The sequence below is a fragment of the Paraburkholderia sp. JHI2823 genome (genome assembly GCF_038900695.1).
In the GTDB taxonomy this organism is placed as follows: Bacteria; Pseudomonadota; Gammaproteobacteria; order Burkholderiales; family Burkholderiaceae; genus Paraburkholderia; species Paraburkholderia mimosarum.
In genome coordinates this window covers 38,240-54,272 of the sequence record NZ_JAYMRY010000025.1, presented here as the reverse complement: position 1 = coordinate 54,272, position 16,033 = coordinate 38,240, and the positions used below count along the sequence as shown (strand labels likewise).

At 68.7% G+C, this 16,033-nt stretch carries 13 protein-coding genes and 1 riboswitch; of the genes, 4 read left to right on the top strand and 9 right to left on the bottom strand.

Annotation, left to right across the window (positions count from 1 at the left end):
• The 4 genes from bluB to VSR34_RS24250 are packed head-to-tail and all read right to left on the bottom strand — an operon-like array spanning window position 1 to window position 3,016.
• Window positions 1-693, bottom strand: coding sequence for a 5,6-dimethylbenzimidazole synthase (gene bluB, locus VSR34_RS24265; RefSeq protein ID WP_342963755.1), 693 nt, complete (start codon window positions 691-693; stop codon window positions 1-3).
• Entirely contained in the window at window positions 677-1,987 is a 1,311-nt protein-coding gene (locus VSR34_RS24260) for a cobyrinate a,c-diamide synthase (RefSeq protein ID WP_342963754.1), read from the bottom strand. The genes bluB and VSR34_RS24260 overlap by 17 nt, the downstream gene beginning before the upstream one ends.
• A gap of 4 nt (window positions 1,988-1,991) precedes the next feature.
• Window positions 1,992-2,594, bottom strand: a complete 603-nt coding sequence (cobO, locus tag VSR34_RS24255) for a cob(I)yrinic acid a,c-diamide adenosyltransferase (protein ID WP_342963753.1) — start codon at window positions 2,592-2,594, stop codon at window positions 1,992-1,994.
• Window positions 2,591-3,016 (bottom strand): cobalamin biosynthesis protein, encoded by a 426-nt coding sequence (locus VSR34_RS24250; RefSeq protein WP_028210812.1) that lies wholly within the window; start codon window positions 3,014-3,016, stop codon window positions 2,591-2,593. The genes cobO and VSR34_RS24250 overlap by 4 nt, the downstream gene beginning before the upstream one ends.
• A 193-nt stretch (window positions 3,017-3,209) precedes the next feature.
• A riboswitch (cobalamin riboswitch) is annotated at window positions 3,210-3,481 on the top strand.
• A gap of 214 nt (window positions 3,482-3,695) precedes the next feature.
• Between VSR34_RS24250 and cobW the strand changes: the two genes are divergently transcribed.
• From cobW to VSR34_RS24230, 4 genes are all read left to right on the top strand, one after another.
• Window positions 3,696-4,787 carry a cobalamin biosynthesis protein CobW gene (gene cobW, locus VSR34_RS24245; RefSeq protein ID WP_342963752.1) on the top strand — a complete coding sequence of 364 codons (1,092 nt, stop codon included), beginning with the start codon at window positions 3,696-3,698 and terminating at the stop codon, window positions 4,785-4,787.
• A 68-nt stretch (window positions 4,788-4,855) separates the two neighbouring features.
• Window positions 4,856-8,650, top strand: coding sequence for a cobaltochelatase subunit CobN (gene cobN, locus VSR34_RS24240; RefSeq protein WP_342963751.1), 3,795 nt, complete (start codon window positions 4,856-4,858; stop codon window positions 8,648-8,650).
• Window positions 8,647-9,675 (top strand): ATP-binding protein, encoded by a 1,029-nt coding sequence (locus VSR34_RS24235; RefSeq protein ID WP_342963750.1) that lies wholly within the window; start codon window positions 8,647-8,649, stop codon window positions 9,673-9,675. The genes cobN and VSR34_RS24235 overlap by 4 nt, the downstream gene beginning before the upstream one ends.
• Window positions 9,676-9,752: 77 nt before the next feature.
• Window positions 9,753-10,340: a VWA domain-containing protein gene (locus tag VSR34_RS24230; RefSeq protein WP_342963749.1), complete on the top strand. Its 588-nt coding sequence runs from the start codon at window positions 9,753-9,755 to the stop codon at window positions 10,338-10,340.
• Window positions 10,341-10,372: 32 nt separating this feature from the next.
• On the opposite strand, the gene VSR34_RS24225 is transcribed toward VSR34_RS24230, so the two are convergent.
• The 5 genes from VSR34_RS24225 to cobG form a co-directional block, all read right to left on the bottom strand.
• On the bottom strand, window positions 10,373-11,326 hold the full coding sequence (locus tag VSR34_RS24225) for a flagellar brake protein (RefSeq protein WP_342963748.1): 954 nt from the start codon (window positions 11,324-11,326) through the stop codon (window positions 10,373-10,375).
• 171 nt (window positions 11,327-11,497) lie between these two features.
• A complete protein-coding gene (gene cobJ / locus VSR34_RS24220) occupies window positions 11,498-13,234 on the bottom strand; it encodes a precorrin-3B C(17)-methyltransferase (RefSeq protein ID WP_342963747.1) in 1,737 nt (578 codons plus the stop codon).
• Window positions 13,222-13,953, bottom strand: coding sequence for a precorrin-2 C(20)-methyltransferase (locus VSR34_RS24215; RefSeq protein WP_028231764.1), 732 nt, complete (start codon window positions 13,951-13,953; stop codon window positions 13,222-13,224). Before VSR34_RS24215 ends, cobJ begins: the two co-directional genes overlap by 13 nt.
• Complete coding sequence (locus VSR34_RS24210) at window positions 13,954-14,580, bottom strand: precorrin-8X methylmutase (protein WP_028210819.1); 627 nt, start codon at window positions 14,578-14,580, stop codon at window positions 13,954-13,956.
• Complete coding sequence (gene cobG / locus VSR34_RS24205) at window positions 14,573-15,970, bottom strand: precorrin-3B synthase (protein WP_342963746.1); 1,398 nt, start codon at window positions 15,968-15,970, stop codon at window positions 14,573-14,575. Before cobG ends, VSR34_RS24210 begins: the two co-directional genes overlap by 8 nt.
• Between the last annotated feature and the right edge of the window lie 63 nt (window positions 15,971-16,033).

The following is a 16,033-nucleotide window of genomic DNA, read 5'->3' as shown; positions in this document are numbered from 1 at the left end:
TCATGTGCCGGGCGTTGCGTTCGCCGCCCGGGCGGTTTCGGAGGCCGTGTCGTCTTGCGGCCAGCGATTCTCGAACACACATTCGCCGAGCGCCCGGCGCTGTGCCCACTTCTCCATTTCGAGCATCGGCTGCGGATAGAACGCGTCGACCTGGCCCACGCACAGTATCGCCACGGGCTTGGCGCCGGGCGGCATGGCGAGCAGGGCGCGCACCTCGTCGACGTCGAAGATCGAGACCCAGCCCATGCCGAGCCCTTCGGCGCGCGCCGCGAGCCACATGTTCTGGATCGCGCATGCCACGGATGCAAGGTCCATCTCCGGCAGCGTGCGCCGCCCGAAGACGTGGGCTTCGCGCCGGTCCATGAGCGCGACCACGAGCACCTCGGCGCACTCGCGCATGCCCTCCACCTTGAGCTTCATGAACTCGTCGCGGCGTTTGCCCAATGCATCCGCAGTGGCGATGCGCTCGCGCTCGACCGTATCGTGAAGCTGCTCGCGCAACGACTTGTCGGTGATGCGCAGGATGCGCCACGGCTGCATGAAGCCCACGCTGGGCGCATGGTGCGCGGCGTCCAGCAGGCGCGCGAGCGTTGCGGGATCGACCGGTCCGGGCACGAAGTGCCGCATGTCACGCCGCTCGTAGATGGCGCGGTAGACCGCCGCGCGGTCGGCTTCGTCAAAGGGCTGTGCCATGAAAGAGTGCGGCCGCGAAAGCCGGGTTGGAGGGCAAGTAAGCGTGCATATAGGTCGCCGCGATGGAGCCGTGGCGATAGAGCGCCTCGCCATGCGCGCCTGTTTGCGCGTGACGCGCAACGAGCGCGGGTGCGACCGGCGTGGTGACGCGCGAGTAGTGAAACGTGTGCCCGCGCAGCGCGCCATGTGCCCCATCGAGCTGCTGCATGCCGAGCGCCGCGAATCGTTTTTGCATGACCGCCTCGCCGGGCAACAGGCCGAGCATGGGCGTGCGCGTGCCTGCCACGTCGGTCAGTGCGTCGAGCAGATACAGCATGCCGCCGCATTCGGCGACGAGCGGCTTGCCCGCCGATACATGCGCACGCAACGAAGCCGCGCTCTGCGCATTGCGCGCCAGCATCGAAGCATGAAGCTCCGGGTAACCGCCTGGCAGAAAAATCGCATCGGCGTTGGCGGGAGCGGGCTCGTCAGCGAGCGGCGAGAAGTAGCTCACGCTCGCGCCCATCGTTTCGAGCAACGCGATGTTTGCGGGATAGAGAAACGAAAACGCGGCGTCGCGTGCAATCGCGATATGACGGCCGTCGAGCAGGCGCGGAATCGTTACGTTATCCGAAGGATAGGTGAATGCGATCGGGGGCGGCAAATCGGCGAGCGTGGTTTGCGCGAGCGCGTCGGCGGCGCGCTCGATACGCGCGTCGAGGTCGTCGATTTCATGGGCCTGATGCAGGCCGAGATGACGATCTGGCAGTTCCATCATCTCAGCGCTTGCCACGTGTCCGAGCCAGGGCGCATCGGCGGGCAGCGCTTCCTGCAGCATTTGCGCATGGCGCGCCGAGCCCACGCGGTTTGCCAGCACGCCGTGAAACGGCAGCCCGGGCCGAAAACGCGCAAGGCCGAACGCGATCGCGCCGAACGTCTGTGCCATCGACTTCGCGCTGACGACAGCCGCTACTGGCACGCCGAACGTGGTGGCAAGATCCGCGCTGCTCGGCGTGCCGTCGAACAGGCCCATCACGCCTTCGATGAGAATGAGGTCGGCTTCGCGCGCGGCCTGTGCGAGCAACTTGCGGCACGCGTCTTCGCCCACCATCCACAGGTCGAGCGAGAGCACGGGCGCGCCGCTCGCACGCGCAAGGATCATCGGATCGAGAAAGTCGGGGCCGGTCTTGAACACGCGCACGCGTCGCCCCGCGCGCAGGTGCAGGCGCGCGAGGCCCGCCGTGAGCGTGGTCTTGCCCTGGCCCGAGGCGGGCGCGCTGATGAAGAGGGCGGGGCAGGCAAGCTTTGCGCCCATGCGCCTAGAACTCCACGCCCTTTTGCGCCTTCACGCCTTGCTCGCGATACGGATGCTTGACGAGCCGCATTTCCGTGACGAGATCGGCGGCCTCGATGAGCGCCTCCGGGGCATGGCGGCCCGTGATGACCACGTGCACGTGCGGCGCGCGCGACGCGATCACGCCGAGCACTTCGTCGAGCGGCAGGTACTCGTACTTGAGCACTGTGTTGAGTTCGTCGAGGATCACCATCGCGTACTCGCCGCTCTCGATCATGCGCTTCGCCTCGTCCCAGCCCTTGCGCGCGGTGGCGATGTCGCCGTCGCGATTCTGCGTGTTCCAGGTGTAGCCGTCGCCCATCGTCACGAAATCGCAGTGCGCGACGCTGCCGAGAAAATCGCGTTCGGCCGTGTGCAGCGCGCCCTTGATGAACTGCACGACGCCGAGCTTCATGCCGTGGCCGAGCATGCGCACGGCCATGCCGAACGCGGCCGTGCTCTTGCCCTTGCCGTTGCCCGTGTTGACGATCAGAAGGCCTTTTTCGAGCGTCGCGGCGGCCTGCTTCTTCTCGTGGCCCTCGCGGCGGCGTTGCGTCATGCGTTGGTGCGATTCGGGGTCGGTTTTCATCGTCGGGTGTCGGCTTTTTGTGATGTGAATGAGGCGGTGTTCGATGGCACATTCGCGATGCGGTGCTGCGCGATCGCGACCGTTACGCCATCGAGCGCGATCTTGCTGCGCACGAGGGGACCGCCGTTGGCCGCGAGCCTGGCGCACGGTTCGCACACACCGTCGACACCGTACCGTGCTTGCGCGGCTGCGCAAGGCGGCGCTTGCGTGCATGTCGCGGCGATTTGCTCACGCGTGTAGGCGCACAGCGGTAGTGCATGCGCCGCACAAAATGCCTGCAATGCCGACTCGCCGGCTTTGGCGTCGAGCGTCGCAACGGCCGTTACCCGCTCGAGCGGCCACTCGCCGAGCGCGGCGCGCACCGCGGCCTCGACTTGCGCTAGCGTCACGCCGCGCCGGCAGCCGATGCCGACCACGAGCAGCGGCGCGCCATCTGCGGTTTCGACTGGAGCGGACGGCGAGGCGAGATTCACAGGCGAGAGCGTCGATCGAAGGCGTGAGTCGAACAGAGAAGACAGGCGGCAAGGTGAGCGTGCCCGGCCGCTGCCGGATGCGCGCTACGATAGCACAGGCCCTGCGGCCCACGCCTTCCTTGACGCGCAGACGCCCCGCGCCTACACTCGCACGCACTCTGGTGCTCGCGTGCGCGATTCAATACTGCGCGCGCAGTTAAACGGGAATCAGGGAGCCATCCCGCCTCGGGCACGGCCAACCTGAACTGCACCCGCAACGGTACAACGAGCGCGGCGTTCGAACGAATGCCGCAAGCCGCTTCCATGCTTCAAGCAGTCCACGCCACTGCGCGATGCAGCCGCAAGGCCGCTCGCGCGGGAAGGCGAAGCGGCGTTTCGTCAGTCCGGATACCGGCCAGATACGTGGGATTCGCGCTGCGGGGATGCGGTGCCGGGTCCGTGATTTTCATACGTCAGCCGGGCGTGGCCTGGTGCGTCTCTGGCCGTTCGTCCCTGCAGGGTTGTCTGAATCGTTACGCGTGACCGCACATGCAGGCAGACGTGCGTTCTCGCAATACGACGCCCTCATGAACGGCCAACGCGACGCACACATAGCCCCGCTTGTCGCCTGGCGGCACAGGAGCACTTCATGCAAATGCGCAAGACTCCGGTCACGATCGTGACGGGCTTTCTCGGCAGCGGCAAAACCACGCTGCTGCGTCACATTCTCCAGCACGCGGATGGCTTGCGCGTGGCGGTCATCGTCAACGAATTCGGCGAACTCGGCATCGACGGCGAAATTCTGCGTGGCTGCGGCATTGGCTGCGACGAGAACGGCAACGAAACGCAAGGCCAGCTCTACGAACTCGCGAACGGGTGCCTGTGCTGCACTGTGCAGGAAGAGTTCTTTCCGGTGATGGAGCAACTGCTCGAGCGCCGCGGTGAGATCGATCACGTGCTGATCGAAACCTCGGGTCTGGCGCTGCCCAAGCCGCTCGTGCAAGCGTTCAACTGGCCGTCGATCCGCAACGCGTTCACCGTCGATGCGGTCGTCACCGTCGTGGACGGTCCCGCGGCGGCGAGCGGCCAGTTCGCCGAAGATCCGCAGGCCGTGGACGCGCAGCGCCGCGCCGACCCGAATCTCGATCACGAGTCGCCGCTGCACGAGCTGTTCGAAGACCAGCTTTCGTCTGCCGATCTCGTCATCCTCAACAAGACCGATCTGCTCGACGAAGCGGGCCAGGACGCGCTCGTCGCCGCGCTGCGCGAAGAACTGCCGGCGCAGGTGAAGATCGTGCGCGCGCAGCACGGCAAGCTCGACCTGCATACGCTGCTCGGGCTCGAATCGGCTGCGGAGGAGAGCATTCATCTGCGCCACGATCATCATGGTTCCGCCGACGATGCCGATCACCACCACGACGAGTTCGATTCGGTCGTGGTGTCGGGCGCGGCGGCTTCGCGCGAGACCGTGATCGAGGCGCTGCAACAACTCGTCGACGCGCACACGATCTATCGCGTGAAGGGATTCGCCGCGCTGCCGGGCGCGCCCATGCGTCTCGTCGTGCAAGGCGTGGGCCGCCGTTTCGACAGCTATTTCGACCGCCGCTGGAACGCGCAGGAAAGCGCGGCGCAGCCGCTCGCGAGCCGCTTCGTGCTGATCGGCGAAGACCTCGATGGCGCGACGCTGCAGCAGGCGTTCGACGCGGCACTCGCGAACGTGCAGACCGCGGGCGCCAAGTGAGCGCACATTCGCGCGCACATCGCGCAATGCTTCGTACTTCGAAACGCTGAGCGACACGAGGCCGCAACATGCATTTGCTGCGCACCACGCCGGGCGGTTTCGTCGACGACACGCAGGGCGTCATCCGCATCGATCAGCAGCCCGCCGAGATCGTCGTGCTCAGTTCGGCGGACACGACGCTCGCGCTGCTCGCGAGCGTCGTGCCGCGCCTGCCCGCAGGATTCCCGGGCGTGCGGCTCGCGAACGTCACGTATCTGCGCCAGCCCGCCTCGGTGGACTTCTACGTCGAGGACGTCTTGCAGCACGCGCGCGTCGTCGTGGTCGACCATCTGGGCGGCGAGACGTACTGGCCGTACGGCATCGAGCAGGTCGTGTCGCTGGCGGAGCGCCGCGGGCAGCTGCTCGCGATGTTTTCCGGCGACCTTCAGGAAGACCCCAATCTCATCGCGAAGAGCCGCGCCGAGCCCGAATTTTGCCGCCTGCTGTGGCGTTATCTTCGTGAGGGTGGCGCGGCCAACGCCGAATCGTTCCTGCGCGCGCTCGCGTGGCGCGCATTCGAATGGGGCAGCGAGCCCGCGCCGCCCGTCGTGCTGCCGGCCGCCGCGCTCTACTGCCCGCAGCGCGACGTCGCGACCATCGACGAATGGCGCGCGCGTTGGCAACCCGGCGCGCCCGTCGTCGCGCTGCTGTTCTACAAGGCGCACTTGCAGGCCGCCAACACGGCTGCATTCGATGCGCTGATCACAGCGCTGATCGAACGCGGCATGAATCCGCTGCCGCTCGCGATCACTTCGCTCAAGGACACGCTGAGCCGCGACGTGCTCGATCAACTCGCGGCCGAGCACGATGTTGCGCTGGTTTTGAACACGACGGCCTTCGCGGCCTCGTCGCTAGACGACCCCGAGCCGCTCGCCCTGGCCGGCGACGCCCCCGTGCTTCAGGTGATCCTGAGCGGCGGCAATCGCGAAGACTGGGTGAAGGACAACCACGGTCTGAACTCGCGCGACATCGCCATGCATATCGCGCTGCCCGAAGTGGACGGCCGCGTGATCACACGCGCGATCAGCTTCAAGGGGCTTGCGTACCACTGCAAAGAGACGCAAGTCGATGTCGTGCGCTATCAGCCCGATATCGAACGCGTCGCGTTCGTCGCGGAACTCGCGCGCCGCTGGTGCCGCTTGCGCAGCCTGCGCAACGAAGAGAAAAAACTCGCGCTCGTGCTCGCGAACTACCCGATGAGCGAAGGACGCATCGGCAATGGCGTGGGGCTCGACACGCCGGCCTCGGTGGTCGGCATCTTGCGGATGTTGCGCGACGAAGGCTATCGCGTGGCCGACGTGCCGGAAGACGGCGACGCCCTCATGCGCATCCTCACGCAGGGCGTGACCAACGATCCCGATACGCGTGCGCTGCGTCCCGCGTGGCAAAGCCTGCCGCTCGACGACTATCGCGCGCGCTTCTCGCGGTTGCCCGTCGAGGCGCAGAACGCGCTGATCGCGCGCTGGGGCGCGCCCGAAGACGATCCCACGGTGCGGCGCGGCCGCTTCATGATTGCGGGCTGGCGCTGCGGCCAGGTGTTCGTGGGCATCCAGCCTTCACGCTCGCGCGGCGACGACACCTACGCGAACTATCACGACGCCGAACTCGTGCCGCCGCACGCGTACCTCGCGTTCTACTTCTGGCTGCGCGAGACGTTCGGCATCGATGCCATCGCACACGTGGGCAAGCACGGCAATCTCGAGTGGCTGCCGGGCAAGAGCGTGGCGCTCTCCGACACCTGCTGGCCCGACATGGCGCTCGGCCCGCTGCCGCATCTCTATCCGTTCATCGTCAACGATCCGGGCGAGGGCAGCCAGGCCAAGCGCCGCGCCCAGGCCGTGATCGTCGATCACCTGATGCCGCCGCTCACGCGCGCGGAGAACTACGGACCGCTGCAAGACCTCGAACGGCAAGTCGATGAGTATTACGAAGCATTGATGGTGGACCCGCGCCGCGCGAAACTTTTGCGCCGGACCATACTCGCGACGATCATCGAGCATCGCCTGCATGAAGAACTGAGCGTGGCGGCACCGCAGGATCAGGCGGGCGAGGACGAGCTGCTCACGCGCGCCGACGCCTACCTTTGCGAGCTGAAGGAAGCGCAGATACGCGACGGTCTGCATACGTTCGGCGCATCGCCGCAAGGGCAGCAGCGCCGCGACACGCTGCTCGCGCTCGGCCGCTATGCGTGCGGCGACGGGCAGGGCGCGAACGCGGGCCTCATCGACGCACTGGCGCGCGACATGCGCATCGATCATCTGCTCGATGCGGCCACCGTGGATTGGGCCGCACCCTGGAGCGGGCCGCGACCGCCGCTGCTCGCCGGTGTGAGCGACGCGCCGTGGCGTCACGCGGGCGACACGCGCGAGCGTCTGGAAATGGTCGCGGCCACGCTGATCGAAGGTATCTGTTCGGTCGATCGAGACGATGCGGCAACGCTGGCGCTGCCGCACGCGGCCAAGGTGCTCGCGCGTTTGCGCGACGACGTGCTGCCTCGCCTCGACGCTTGTGGCCGCGAGGAGATGCGCCAGCTGCGCCGAGGCTTCGAAGGCCGCTTCGTGCCGCCGGGGCCGAGCGGCTCGCCTTCGCGCGGCCGTCCCGACGTGCTGCCCACGGGCCGCAACTTCTATTCCGTCGATACGCGCGCCATACCGACACAAGCCGCGTGGGCGCTCGGCATGAAATCGGCGCAGCAACTCGTGGAGCGGCATCTGCAGGAGCACGGCGATTATCCGCGCGCGGTGGGGCTCTCCGTGTGGGGCACGGCGACGATGCGCACGGGCGGCGACGACATCGCCCAGGCGTTCGCGCTGATCGGCGTGCGGCCGAAGTGGGCCGCCGGCAGCCAGCGCGTGTCCGACTTCGAGATCATGCCGGTCGAGGCGCTAGACCGGCCGCGCATCGACGTGACGCTGCGCGTATCGGGCTTCTTCCGCGACGCGTTTCCGAACGTCATGCATCTGTTCGACGCGGCGGTGCAGGCCGTAGCAGAACTCGACGAGCCGGCGCACCAGAACCCGCTGCGCGCCCGCGTGCAGCAGGAACGCGACGCGCTCCTCGCGAGCGGCATGGCGGCGGACGAGGCGCGCCGCCGCGCGGGCTGGCGTGTTTTCAGCGCGCGTCCCGGGGCGTACGGCGTGGGCCTGCAGTCGATGATCGACCATCGCCAGTGGCAAACCGACGCCGATCTCGCGAACGCGTACCAGGCTTGGGGCGGCTACGCGTACGCGCAAAAGAGCGCGGGCGACGAAGCGGGCGACGCGTTTCGCGCACGTCTTTCGACGCTCGACGTAGTCCTGCAGAACCAGGACAACCGCGAGCACGATCTGCTCGATTCGAACGACTACTACCAGTTTCAGGGCGGCATGGCCGCGGCGGCGCGCCACTTTTCACAGGCGCAGCCCACGCTCTATCACGCGGACCACAGCAATCCCGCCGCGCCGCGCATCCGCCCGCTGCACGAAGAGATCGCGCGTGTGATCCGCTCGCGTGTGGTGAACCCGAAGTGGATCGACGGCGTGAAGCGCCATGGCTACAAGGGTGCCGCGGAAATGGCGGCGACCGTCGATTATCTGTTTGGTTATGACGCGACTGCGCGCGTGGTGGGCGACCATCAATACGCACTGGTCGCGAACGCCTACGTCCACGACGACGACACCCGCGCGTTCATGCAGCGCCACAACCCGCACGCGCTGCACGCGGTGTGCGAGCGCCTGCTCGAAGCGATCCAGCGCGGCCTCTGGCTGGAGCCCGGCGAGCATCGCGCGCAACTCGAACAACGTCTGCTCGAAGCCGGGCAACAACTGGAAGGATCAGGACCATGAGCGCAGCGTCCCAGCGTCCCGCGTTTCCCTTTACCGCACTCGTTGGCCAGGCGCTGCTCCAGCGAGCGCTGCTGCTTGCGGCGATCGACCCCGCGATCGGCGGCGTGCTCGTGAGCGGGCCGCGCGGCACTGCGAAATCGACGGCGGCGCGTGCACTCGCGGCGCTCTTGCCCGAGGGCGCGTTCGTCACGCTGCCGCTCGGCGCGAGCGAGGACAAGCTGATCGGCACGCTCGACCTCGAAGCCGCGCTGCGCGAGAGCGCGGTGCGCTTTGCTCCCGGGCTGCTCGCGCGCGCGCATGGCGGTGTTCTGTACGTGGACGAAGTGAACCTGCTGCCCGATGCGCTCGTCGATGTGCTGCTCGACGCGGCGGCGAGCGGCGTGAACACGGTGGAGCGCGATGGCGTTTCGCATACGCACGACGCGCGTTTCGTGCTGGTCGGCACGATGAATCCCGAAGAAGGAGAGTTGCGCCCGCAACTACTCGATCGCTTCGGCCTGATGGTCGAACTCGGCACACCGCACGCGGCAGCGGAGCGGCAGCGCATCGTCAAGGCGCGTCTTTCGTTCGACGCCGATCCGCAGGCCTTTTGCGCCGCGCATGCGCCTGAACAGCACGCGCTCGCGCAACGCATCGCGGCGGCGCGTGGGGCGCTCGGCGCGCTCGCGTGGAGCGATGCGGTGCACGAGCGTGTAGCGCAGCGTTGCATCGAGGCGGCGGTGGACGGCTTGCGCGCGGACCTCGTGATGCTGCGGGCGGCGCGCGCGCTGGCCGCGTTCGAAGGCGCGGATGCGGTGAATCCGGAACATGTCGATCAGGTCGCGGATTGCGTGCTCGCGCATCGGCGGCGTGCGACTGCTGAGCCGCAGCGCTCGTCGTCTGCTGGCGAGCCGCCGCCCGCGCGCGGCGAAAAACAGGCGCAAGCCATGGCCGCACCGGATTCCGATTGGGGCGAGCTAGCGCCCCAGCCCGTCGCCGCGAGGCCGGTCAAGGGCGTCATCCCACTGCCCGCAAAAAAACGCTGAGCCGTCGGGCAAAGGCCGCCGCCTTCTCACAGGGCGGCGCTCGACGGCGAGAAGGCCCGGGAAGCGGCGCCGCACGAATGGCGCGGCACGGCACCCGTATCGCCTGGCCGCCCACCCTGGCGGCCAGGCGCGCCGACCCGTTGCAAGCGCAGCATTTTCGCTTCGCGAAGCGCGACACGGGTACCGGCGCGATCCATTGCTTCGTGCTCGATTGCTCGGCCTCCATGCTGGCGCGCGGCCAGCTTGCGCTCGCCAAGGGCTTGCTGATCGCCTTGTTCGATCGCGCCCGCGCCGAGCGGGTGGAAGTGGCGTTGATCGCATTCGGCGGCGCGGGCGCCGAACTGCGTTTCGGGCCCGCGGTGCCGCGCTGGTGGAACGAGCGCTGGATCGAGCCCATCGGCGGGGGCGGCGGCACGCCGCTCGAAGCGGGCATGGCCCGCGCGGCGCAATTGCTGGAGGCGGCCGCGCGCCGCGATCCGGCGCGTGCGCGCCATCTCTGGCTCTTCAGCGATGGCCGAACGACGCAGTGGCCTGCACGGCCGCGTCGAGCGGACCACGTCACCGTGATCGACTGCGAATGTGGCGCAGTACGTGTGGGGCGCTGCGAGGCACTCGCGCAGGCATGGGCCGGGGAGTGCCTCGACGCGCAGGCGCTGCTCGCCTGAAGCGAAAAAAAGCGAGCGCCTGAAAACGCGCGTCAGCGCATGCTGCCGGTCCAGTAGAGCACGTCGTCCTGACGATCGAACACGTAGACCTTCATCGCCATCTGCTCGGCGGGCGTGAGACGGTCCAGTTCGAGTCCGAGCGTCGCGGGCTCGCGATCACCCGTCTCCGTCTGCAGATTGCGGATGATCGCCGTGGTTTCGATCCGCGTATCACCTTCGCCCGTCTGCAACTGGAATGCGATCCGCAGCCGTTCGCCGACCTTGCCGAGCGCCCACGGCGCGCTGATCGAAAGGCCGAGCGCGCTGATGCCGCGCGCGAGCGCCACACCGTCATAGCTCGCGCCGGTCTCGCCGATGCCATAACGCACGGGAAACCGCGCTCGTACGCGAATCGAGCGGCGTTCGCGCAGGCGGCGAATGTTGGCGGGCTTCGAAAGCACGAGATAGTGGAGCGGCGACGGGCAGATGGCGTGCACGGTGCATACGAAGCGATACACGGCCTGGCTCGCGATCGCGACGATCTCGACGTTTTCGCCAGGCGTGATGGCGAGCGGGCGCCCGTCCGCATACGGCGTCGTGACGAAGAGCGCTTCGTTCGGCGCGAAGCCGATCAGACGGCACTGCTGCATGGGCGCGCTGCTCGAACCCATTTGCGGACGCAGGCCCATTAACGCGCCGATCGTCAGATGCAGGTCGCGCGTACCGGTGGGAGCATCGGCTGCGTTGGCGGTTGCCGCGTCGTCAGGCGCCGCGTCGGCTCGCTGCACGTCGCCGCGATGCGGCGCGAAGTGCAGGAACAGGAAGTCGCGCTCGGCCTCTCCCACGAGCACCGATCCGGCATCGAGCAGCAAGGTGCCGTCGCCGTCGACAACGGGCCAGACGAGCGGCGCGCCCACCGGGACGGCGTCGGGCGTGAGCGGGGCGATATCGGTTGCGGCAGGGGTGGCTTCGGTTTCGGCTTCAGCTTCGGGGGTGACGTTGGTCATCGGCGCTTGGTATGGCAATCAGGTTGACTTTGCGGGGTCACATGCTTTTACGGCGCGCCAGCGCCGAAATTGAGGGTGTGCCGCACGAGACGAAGGCATGCGTATTGAGCGAGGGCCGACGGCCCCGTTGTTCGTGCCTGACTTGAACGTTGAACGCGTGCGCGCGAGCTTTTATTCGCCCCCGGCTTCGCGCTTGAATTGCACATCGTCCCGATACCAGCGCGGCGTATAGATCCACTCGCCGCCGTCGCCGCGAGCGAACCCGCGCGTAGTCGACGAGCCGACGATCACCATCGTGCGCATGTCGACGTCCGCGGAACGCAGTTCGCCGAGCGTCATGGCGCGCAGCGTCCCGCCGGGGCGGCCCACGTCGCGGCCCAGCACCACGCGCGTCTGCGGCGCTCGCTCGCTGCGCACGATCTCCAGCGCGCGGTCGAGCTGCCAGGGCCGCGCGCGCGAAATCGGGTTGTAGAACGCCATCACGAGATCGGCCTGCGCCGCATGCAGCAGGCGCTGTTCGATCACGCTCCACGGTTTCAGGTTGTCGGAAAGCGAGAGCATGCAGAAGTCGTGGCCGAGCGGCGCGCCCGCCTGCGCCGCTGTAGCGAGCGCCGCGGAAACGCCCGGCACGATCGTCAGCGCGACGGCGTGCCAGCGGGCGTCGTCCGAGCCTTCGAGCGCTTCGAGCACGGCGGCCGCCATGGCGAACACGCCGGGGTCGCCCGACGAGACCACGGCCACGCGCCGTCCCTCGCTCGCCATCTCGAAGGCGTGACGGGCGCGCTGCAGCTCTTCGCGGTTGTCGGTGGCGTGGCGCTGCTGGTCCGCGCGAAACGGGCCCGCCATGTCCACATAGGTTGCGTAGCCAACGATATCGGTGGCGTCGTCCAGCGCCGCGCGCGCGGCGGGCGCGAGCAGATCGGCGCGGCCGGGGCCGAGACCCAGCACCGTGAGCTTGCCGCGTGCTCGACCCAGCGTGTGCGGGTCGAGCGGCGCGGCGGCGCAGGCTAGTGCAATGCCGTCTTCGTTCGACGTGTAGCGCTCGATGTCCGCGCCGAGGTCGAGCGCGGAAAGCACGGCTTGCGGCGTAGGGTCCGCGCCGTCGACGAAGCGCAGCGGCACGCCGAGTTCCGTGGCCGCCTGCGCAAGCGACGCATCGCGCATGTGCGACGAAGGCGCGACGAGCGCCGCGAGCGCGAGCGGCGCGAGGCCGTGTGCGGCCAGCGCACGGCGCACGCGTTCGGCGATCGCTTCGCGCGGCGCGCCGACGGCCGCCACGATGCTGCGCGGATGGATCACGAGGACGGCGGGATTGCCGTCCCAGGCCTGCGCGCTCACGCGGATGGCATGGCGCGCGTCCCCGTCGCGCGGCAGATCGACGTTTTCGAGCCACGGCGCATTGCCGGCGACGCGCGTGGACGCGCCCGCGAGCAGGTCGGACACGAAGCGCTTGCCTTGCGCGAGGCTCGCGAGCGCATAGCCCGCGGGCGGATTGAGCAGGCAGGTGCCGAAGCGCAGTTCGCCGCTCGTCGTGATGGCGGGCGCGACGGCGAGCGCCGCGCCGATCTCGCGCGCCATGACGTTCACGCCGGTCAGGCCGCCAAGCAGCGGCACGACGGCGCTGCCGTCCTCGGCGAGCGCGAGCACAGGCGGCTCCGCGCCCTTGTTGGCGAGCAGCGGCGCGAGGCAGCGGATCACGATGCCCGCCGCGCACAGTGCGACGATGGGCGCACCGCGCGCGTAGCATTCGCGCAAGTGCGCGCCGAGTTCGCTGAACGCAACATCGCCCTGTACGCGGCCTTGCAGCGCATGGACCCGCGCGCCCGCATAAAGCGCCTGCACGCGCCGCGCCGTGGCGAGCGCGCCGGGGCCGAGAATTACGATGGCGGGCGGCGTCACGACTGCCATTTCACCCCCGGTACGACGAGCAGCGAGAAGTAGGGCGAAGCCATCGGATCGACTTCGTCGAGCGGCACGATGCGCTGGTTCGACATCGTTGCGCGCTCAACATAGTGCGCGCGGTGCGCGAGACCGAGCTCGCCCAGCACGCGGCGGACTTTTTCGAAGTTGCGGCCCAGCTTCATGATGACGGCGGCGTCCGCGTCGGCGAGGCGGCGGCGCAATTCGTCCTCGGGCAGCACGCCCGAGAGCACGGCGAGGCTCTGGTTGCGGTAGACGAGCGGCACGCCCAGCACGGCCGTGCCGCCCAGCATCGAGCACACGCCGGGCACGACTTGCGCCTCGTAGCGCGCCGCGAGCCGGTCGTGCAGATACATGTACGAGCCATAGAAGAACGGATCGCCTTCGCAGATCACGGCCACGTCGCGTCCCGCGTCGAGATGGCGCGACACCATTTCCGCCGCGCCGTCGTAGAAGTCCGCGATGATCGCTTCGTAAGAGAGCGGCGGCTCCAGGGCTTCGGTCGTCACGGGGTACACGAGCGGCATGCGTTCCTGCTGCGCTTCGAGATGCGCCTCGACGATGCCGAACGCGTTGCCCTTCTTGCCCCTGGCCACGAAAAAGGCGACCACGGGCGCGGCTTTGAGCAGCCGCACTGCCTTGAGCGTGAGCAACTCGGGGTCGCCGGGGCCGACGCCGATGCCGTGCAGAACGCCTTTGCGGTTCATTTATTCGGTCTCCGAAGCGAGTGCGTTGACGGCGGCGGCGGCCATCGCGCTGCCGCCGCGGCGGCCGTGCACGACGACGAAGGGCAGGCCATGGCTTTCGGCGGCGAGCTGCGCCTTGGACTCGGCCGCGCCGACAAAGCCCACGGGAAAGCCCAGGATGAGCGCGGGACGCGGCGCGCCCGCGGCGATCATGTCGAGCAGATGAAAGAGCGCGGTGGGCGCATTGCCGATCGCGACCACGCTGCCCGCGAGGTGCGGCCGCCACAATTCGAGCGCGGCCGCCGAGCGCGTGTTGCCCATCTCGCGCGCGAGGGTGGGCACGGTGGGGTCGTCGAGCGTGCAGATCACGGCGTTATGCGCGGGAAGGCGGGCGCGCGTGATGCCGTAGGCGACCATCTTCGCGTCGCAGAGAATCGGTGCGCCGTTCGCGAGGGCCGCGCGGCCCGCGAGGCCGGCGCCCGTGGAAAACGCGAGGTCGGCGACCACGTCCACCATGCCGCACGCATGAATCACGCGCACGGCGAGTTTTTCGAGGTCGGCGGGAATGCGCGAGAGGTCGGCTTCTGCGCGGATCGTCGCGAACGACTCGCGATAGATCGCGTGGCCGTCGCGGATGTAATCAGACATCGTGGGTGCTCCGGGGCTGCTGGGCGAGTGCAAGCGCAGCAGCTTCGATCGTCAGGTTGGGCGCGAGGAGTTGACCAAAGCGCGGGCCAAGGCCGGCTTTGCTGTCTTCACGCCGGTAGAGGTCGTAGCGCTCCGGCGCGCTTGCGAGCAGCGTGAACGGCGCGCGATGCGCAGCCGCGCAGGAGCGCTCGCAGCCGCTCAGGTGGACTTCCGTATCGTCCGGCAAGAGCGTGGCGAGACGCAGTGCGTCGGCTTTCGTGTCGGCGCGGCTTTTCGCGCAGCCCGTCGAGCCGGTGCAGGCGACGAGGCGTGCGAGCGGGTCCGCGTTCGCGCAGACGAGGCCGAGCGCGCGCAGGCGTTCGAGCGTGGCGGGCATGGCGTGTCCGGCCACGTTGGGCAGCAACAGGCCCTGCCAGGGCGTCACGCGCAGCGTCGCGTCGCCGTGTTCAACTGCGAGGTCGGCGAGCGCATGCAGTGTGTTCGAGTCGATGCGGCCGAGTACGGGCTGAGCGCCCACGTAGCCGCTGCCGTCGGCGTGGAGCGCGTGAGCGCCGAGGCGCAAGCGGGCATCGCTCGTGGCGCCTCGCCATGCGTGCGACGGGGCGTCGTCGCGCATCAACGCGAATTCGCCGTGCTCGCGCGCGCGTTGCAGCAGCGCTTCGAGCGAGTGTGCGGCCAGTACGTCGCGCATGCGTGTGGCGTTCGCGTTAGCGAGATCGAGGAACGCATGGAGCAGCGCGCGGATCGATGTGCAGACTTCTTCAACAGCGAGCGCGCCAACCGGCGGCTCGCTTGGGCAGCCTGCAAGGCCCAGAACGAAGCGCACCGTCGCGCCATGCTTGCGCGCGGCGAGCCAGATGTCGTGCGGATGCTCGAGCATCGCAAGACGCTCGCCGCCGTCCAGTTGCAGCGCGAACTTCGGCGAGAGCGCGGCGAAGCGCGGCTCGCGCTGCATCATGTCGATGAGCGCCTGGGCGAGCGCTGTGGTGTCGCTCGCGGCGTTCGGATCGAGCCCCGCGAGCGGGCTCAGCATCACGTTGCGCAGTTCGTCGGCGGCGCAGGCGCGCTCGACCGGGCTCGTGGCGTCGATGCCGGCGGGGCCAAGGCCCGCCACGATCAGCATCGCGCTCAACGCCGCTTCCTCGCCCGCGCGCACGCCGCGAATCTGCACGTTCGCGCGATTGGTCAGTTCGAGCACGCCGCTTGCGTGCGCCCGCGCGGCATCGGCGAGGGCGCGCGAGTGCGCGGCGTTCAGCACGCCGCCGGGGAGACGGATGCGGCACAGGCCGCCGTCGCGCGCGGCGACCACGCGCACGAGCCCGGGGCACGCCGAAGGGCGGACCGCGGCGAGCGCAGCGAGAGGCAAGACGGGCTTCGTTTCGTGTTTCAAGGGAATACCGGGTAATCGACGCGCGAGAGCGGCGCGCTGCCCGCGGGGCATGCGGGCAACGGC

Bases quoted from the DNA above. Each gene is read 5' to 3' on its own strand.
- bluB (WP_342963755.1), bottom strand. From the start codon at position 693: ATGGCACAGCCCTTTGACGAAGCCGACCGCGCGGCGGTCTACCGCGCC.
- cobN (WP_342963751.1), top strand. From the start codon at position 4,856: ATGCATTTGCTGCGCACCACGCCGGGCGGTTTCGTCGACGACACGCAG.
- VSR34_RS24225 (WP_342963748.1), bottom strand. From the start codon at position 11,326: ATGACCAACGTCACCCCCGAAGCTGAAGCCGAAACCGAAGCCACCCCT.
- VSR34_RS24230 (WP_342963749.1), top strand. From the start codon at position 9,753: ATGGCGCGGCACGGCACCCGTATCGCCTGGCCGCCCACCCTGGCGGCC.
- cobJ (WP_342963747.1), bottom strand. From the start codon at position 13,234: ATGGCAGTCGTGACGCCGCCCGCCATCGTAATTCTCGGCCCCGGCGCG.
- VSR34_RS24210 (WP_028210819.1), bottom strand. From the start codon at position 14,580: ATGTCTGATTACATCCGCGACGGCCACGCGATCTATCGCGAGTCGTTC.
- VSR34_RS24260 (WP_342963754.1), bottom strand. From the start codon at position 1,987: ATGGGCGCAAAGCTTGCCTGCCCCGCCCTCTTCATCAGCGCGCCCGCC.
- VSR34_RS24235 (WP_342963750.1), top strand. From the start codon at position 8,647: ATGAGCGCAGCGTCCCAGCGTCCCGCGTTTCCCTTTACCGCACTCGTT.
- cobO (WP_342963753.1), bottom strand. From the start codon at position 2,594: ATGAAAACCGACCCCGAATCGCACCAACGCATGACGCAACGCCGCCGC.
- VSR34_RS24215 (WP_028231764.1), bottom strand. From the start codon at position 13,953: ATGAACCGCAAAGGCGTTCTGCACGGCATCGGCGTCGGCCCCGGCGAC.
- cobW (WP_342963752.1), top strand. From the start codon at position 3,696: ATGCAAATGCGCAAGACTCCGGTCACGATCGTGACGGGCTTTCTCGGC.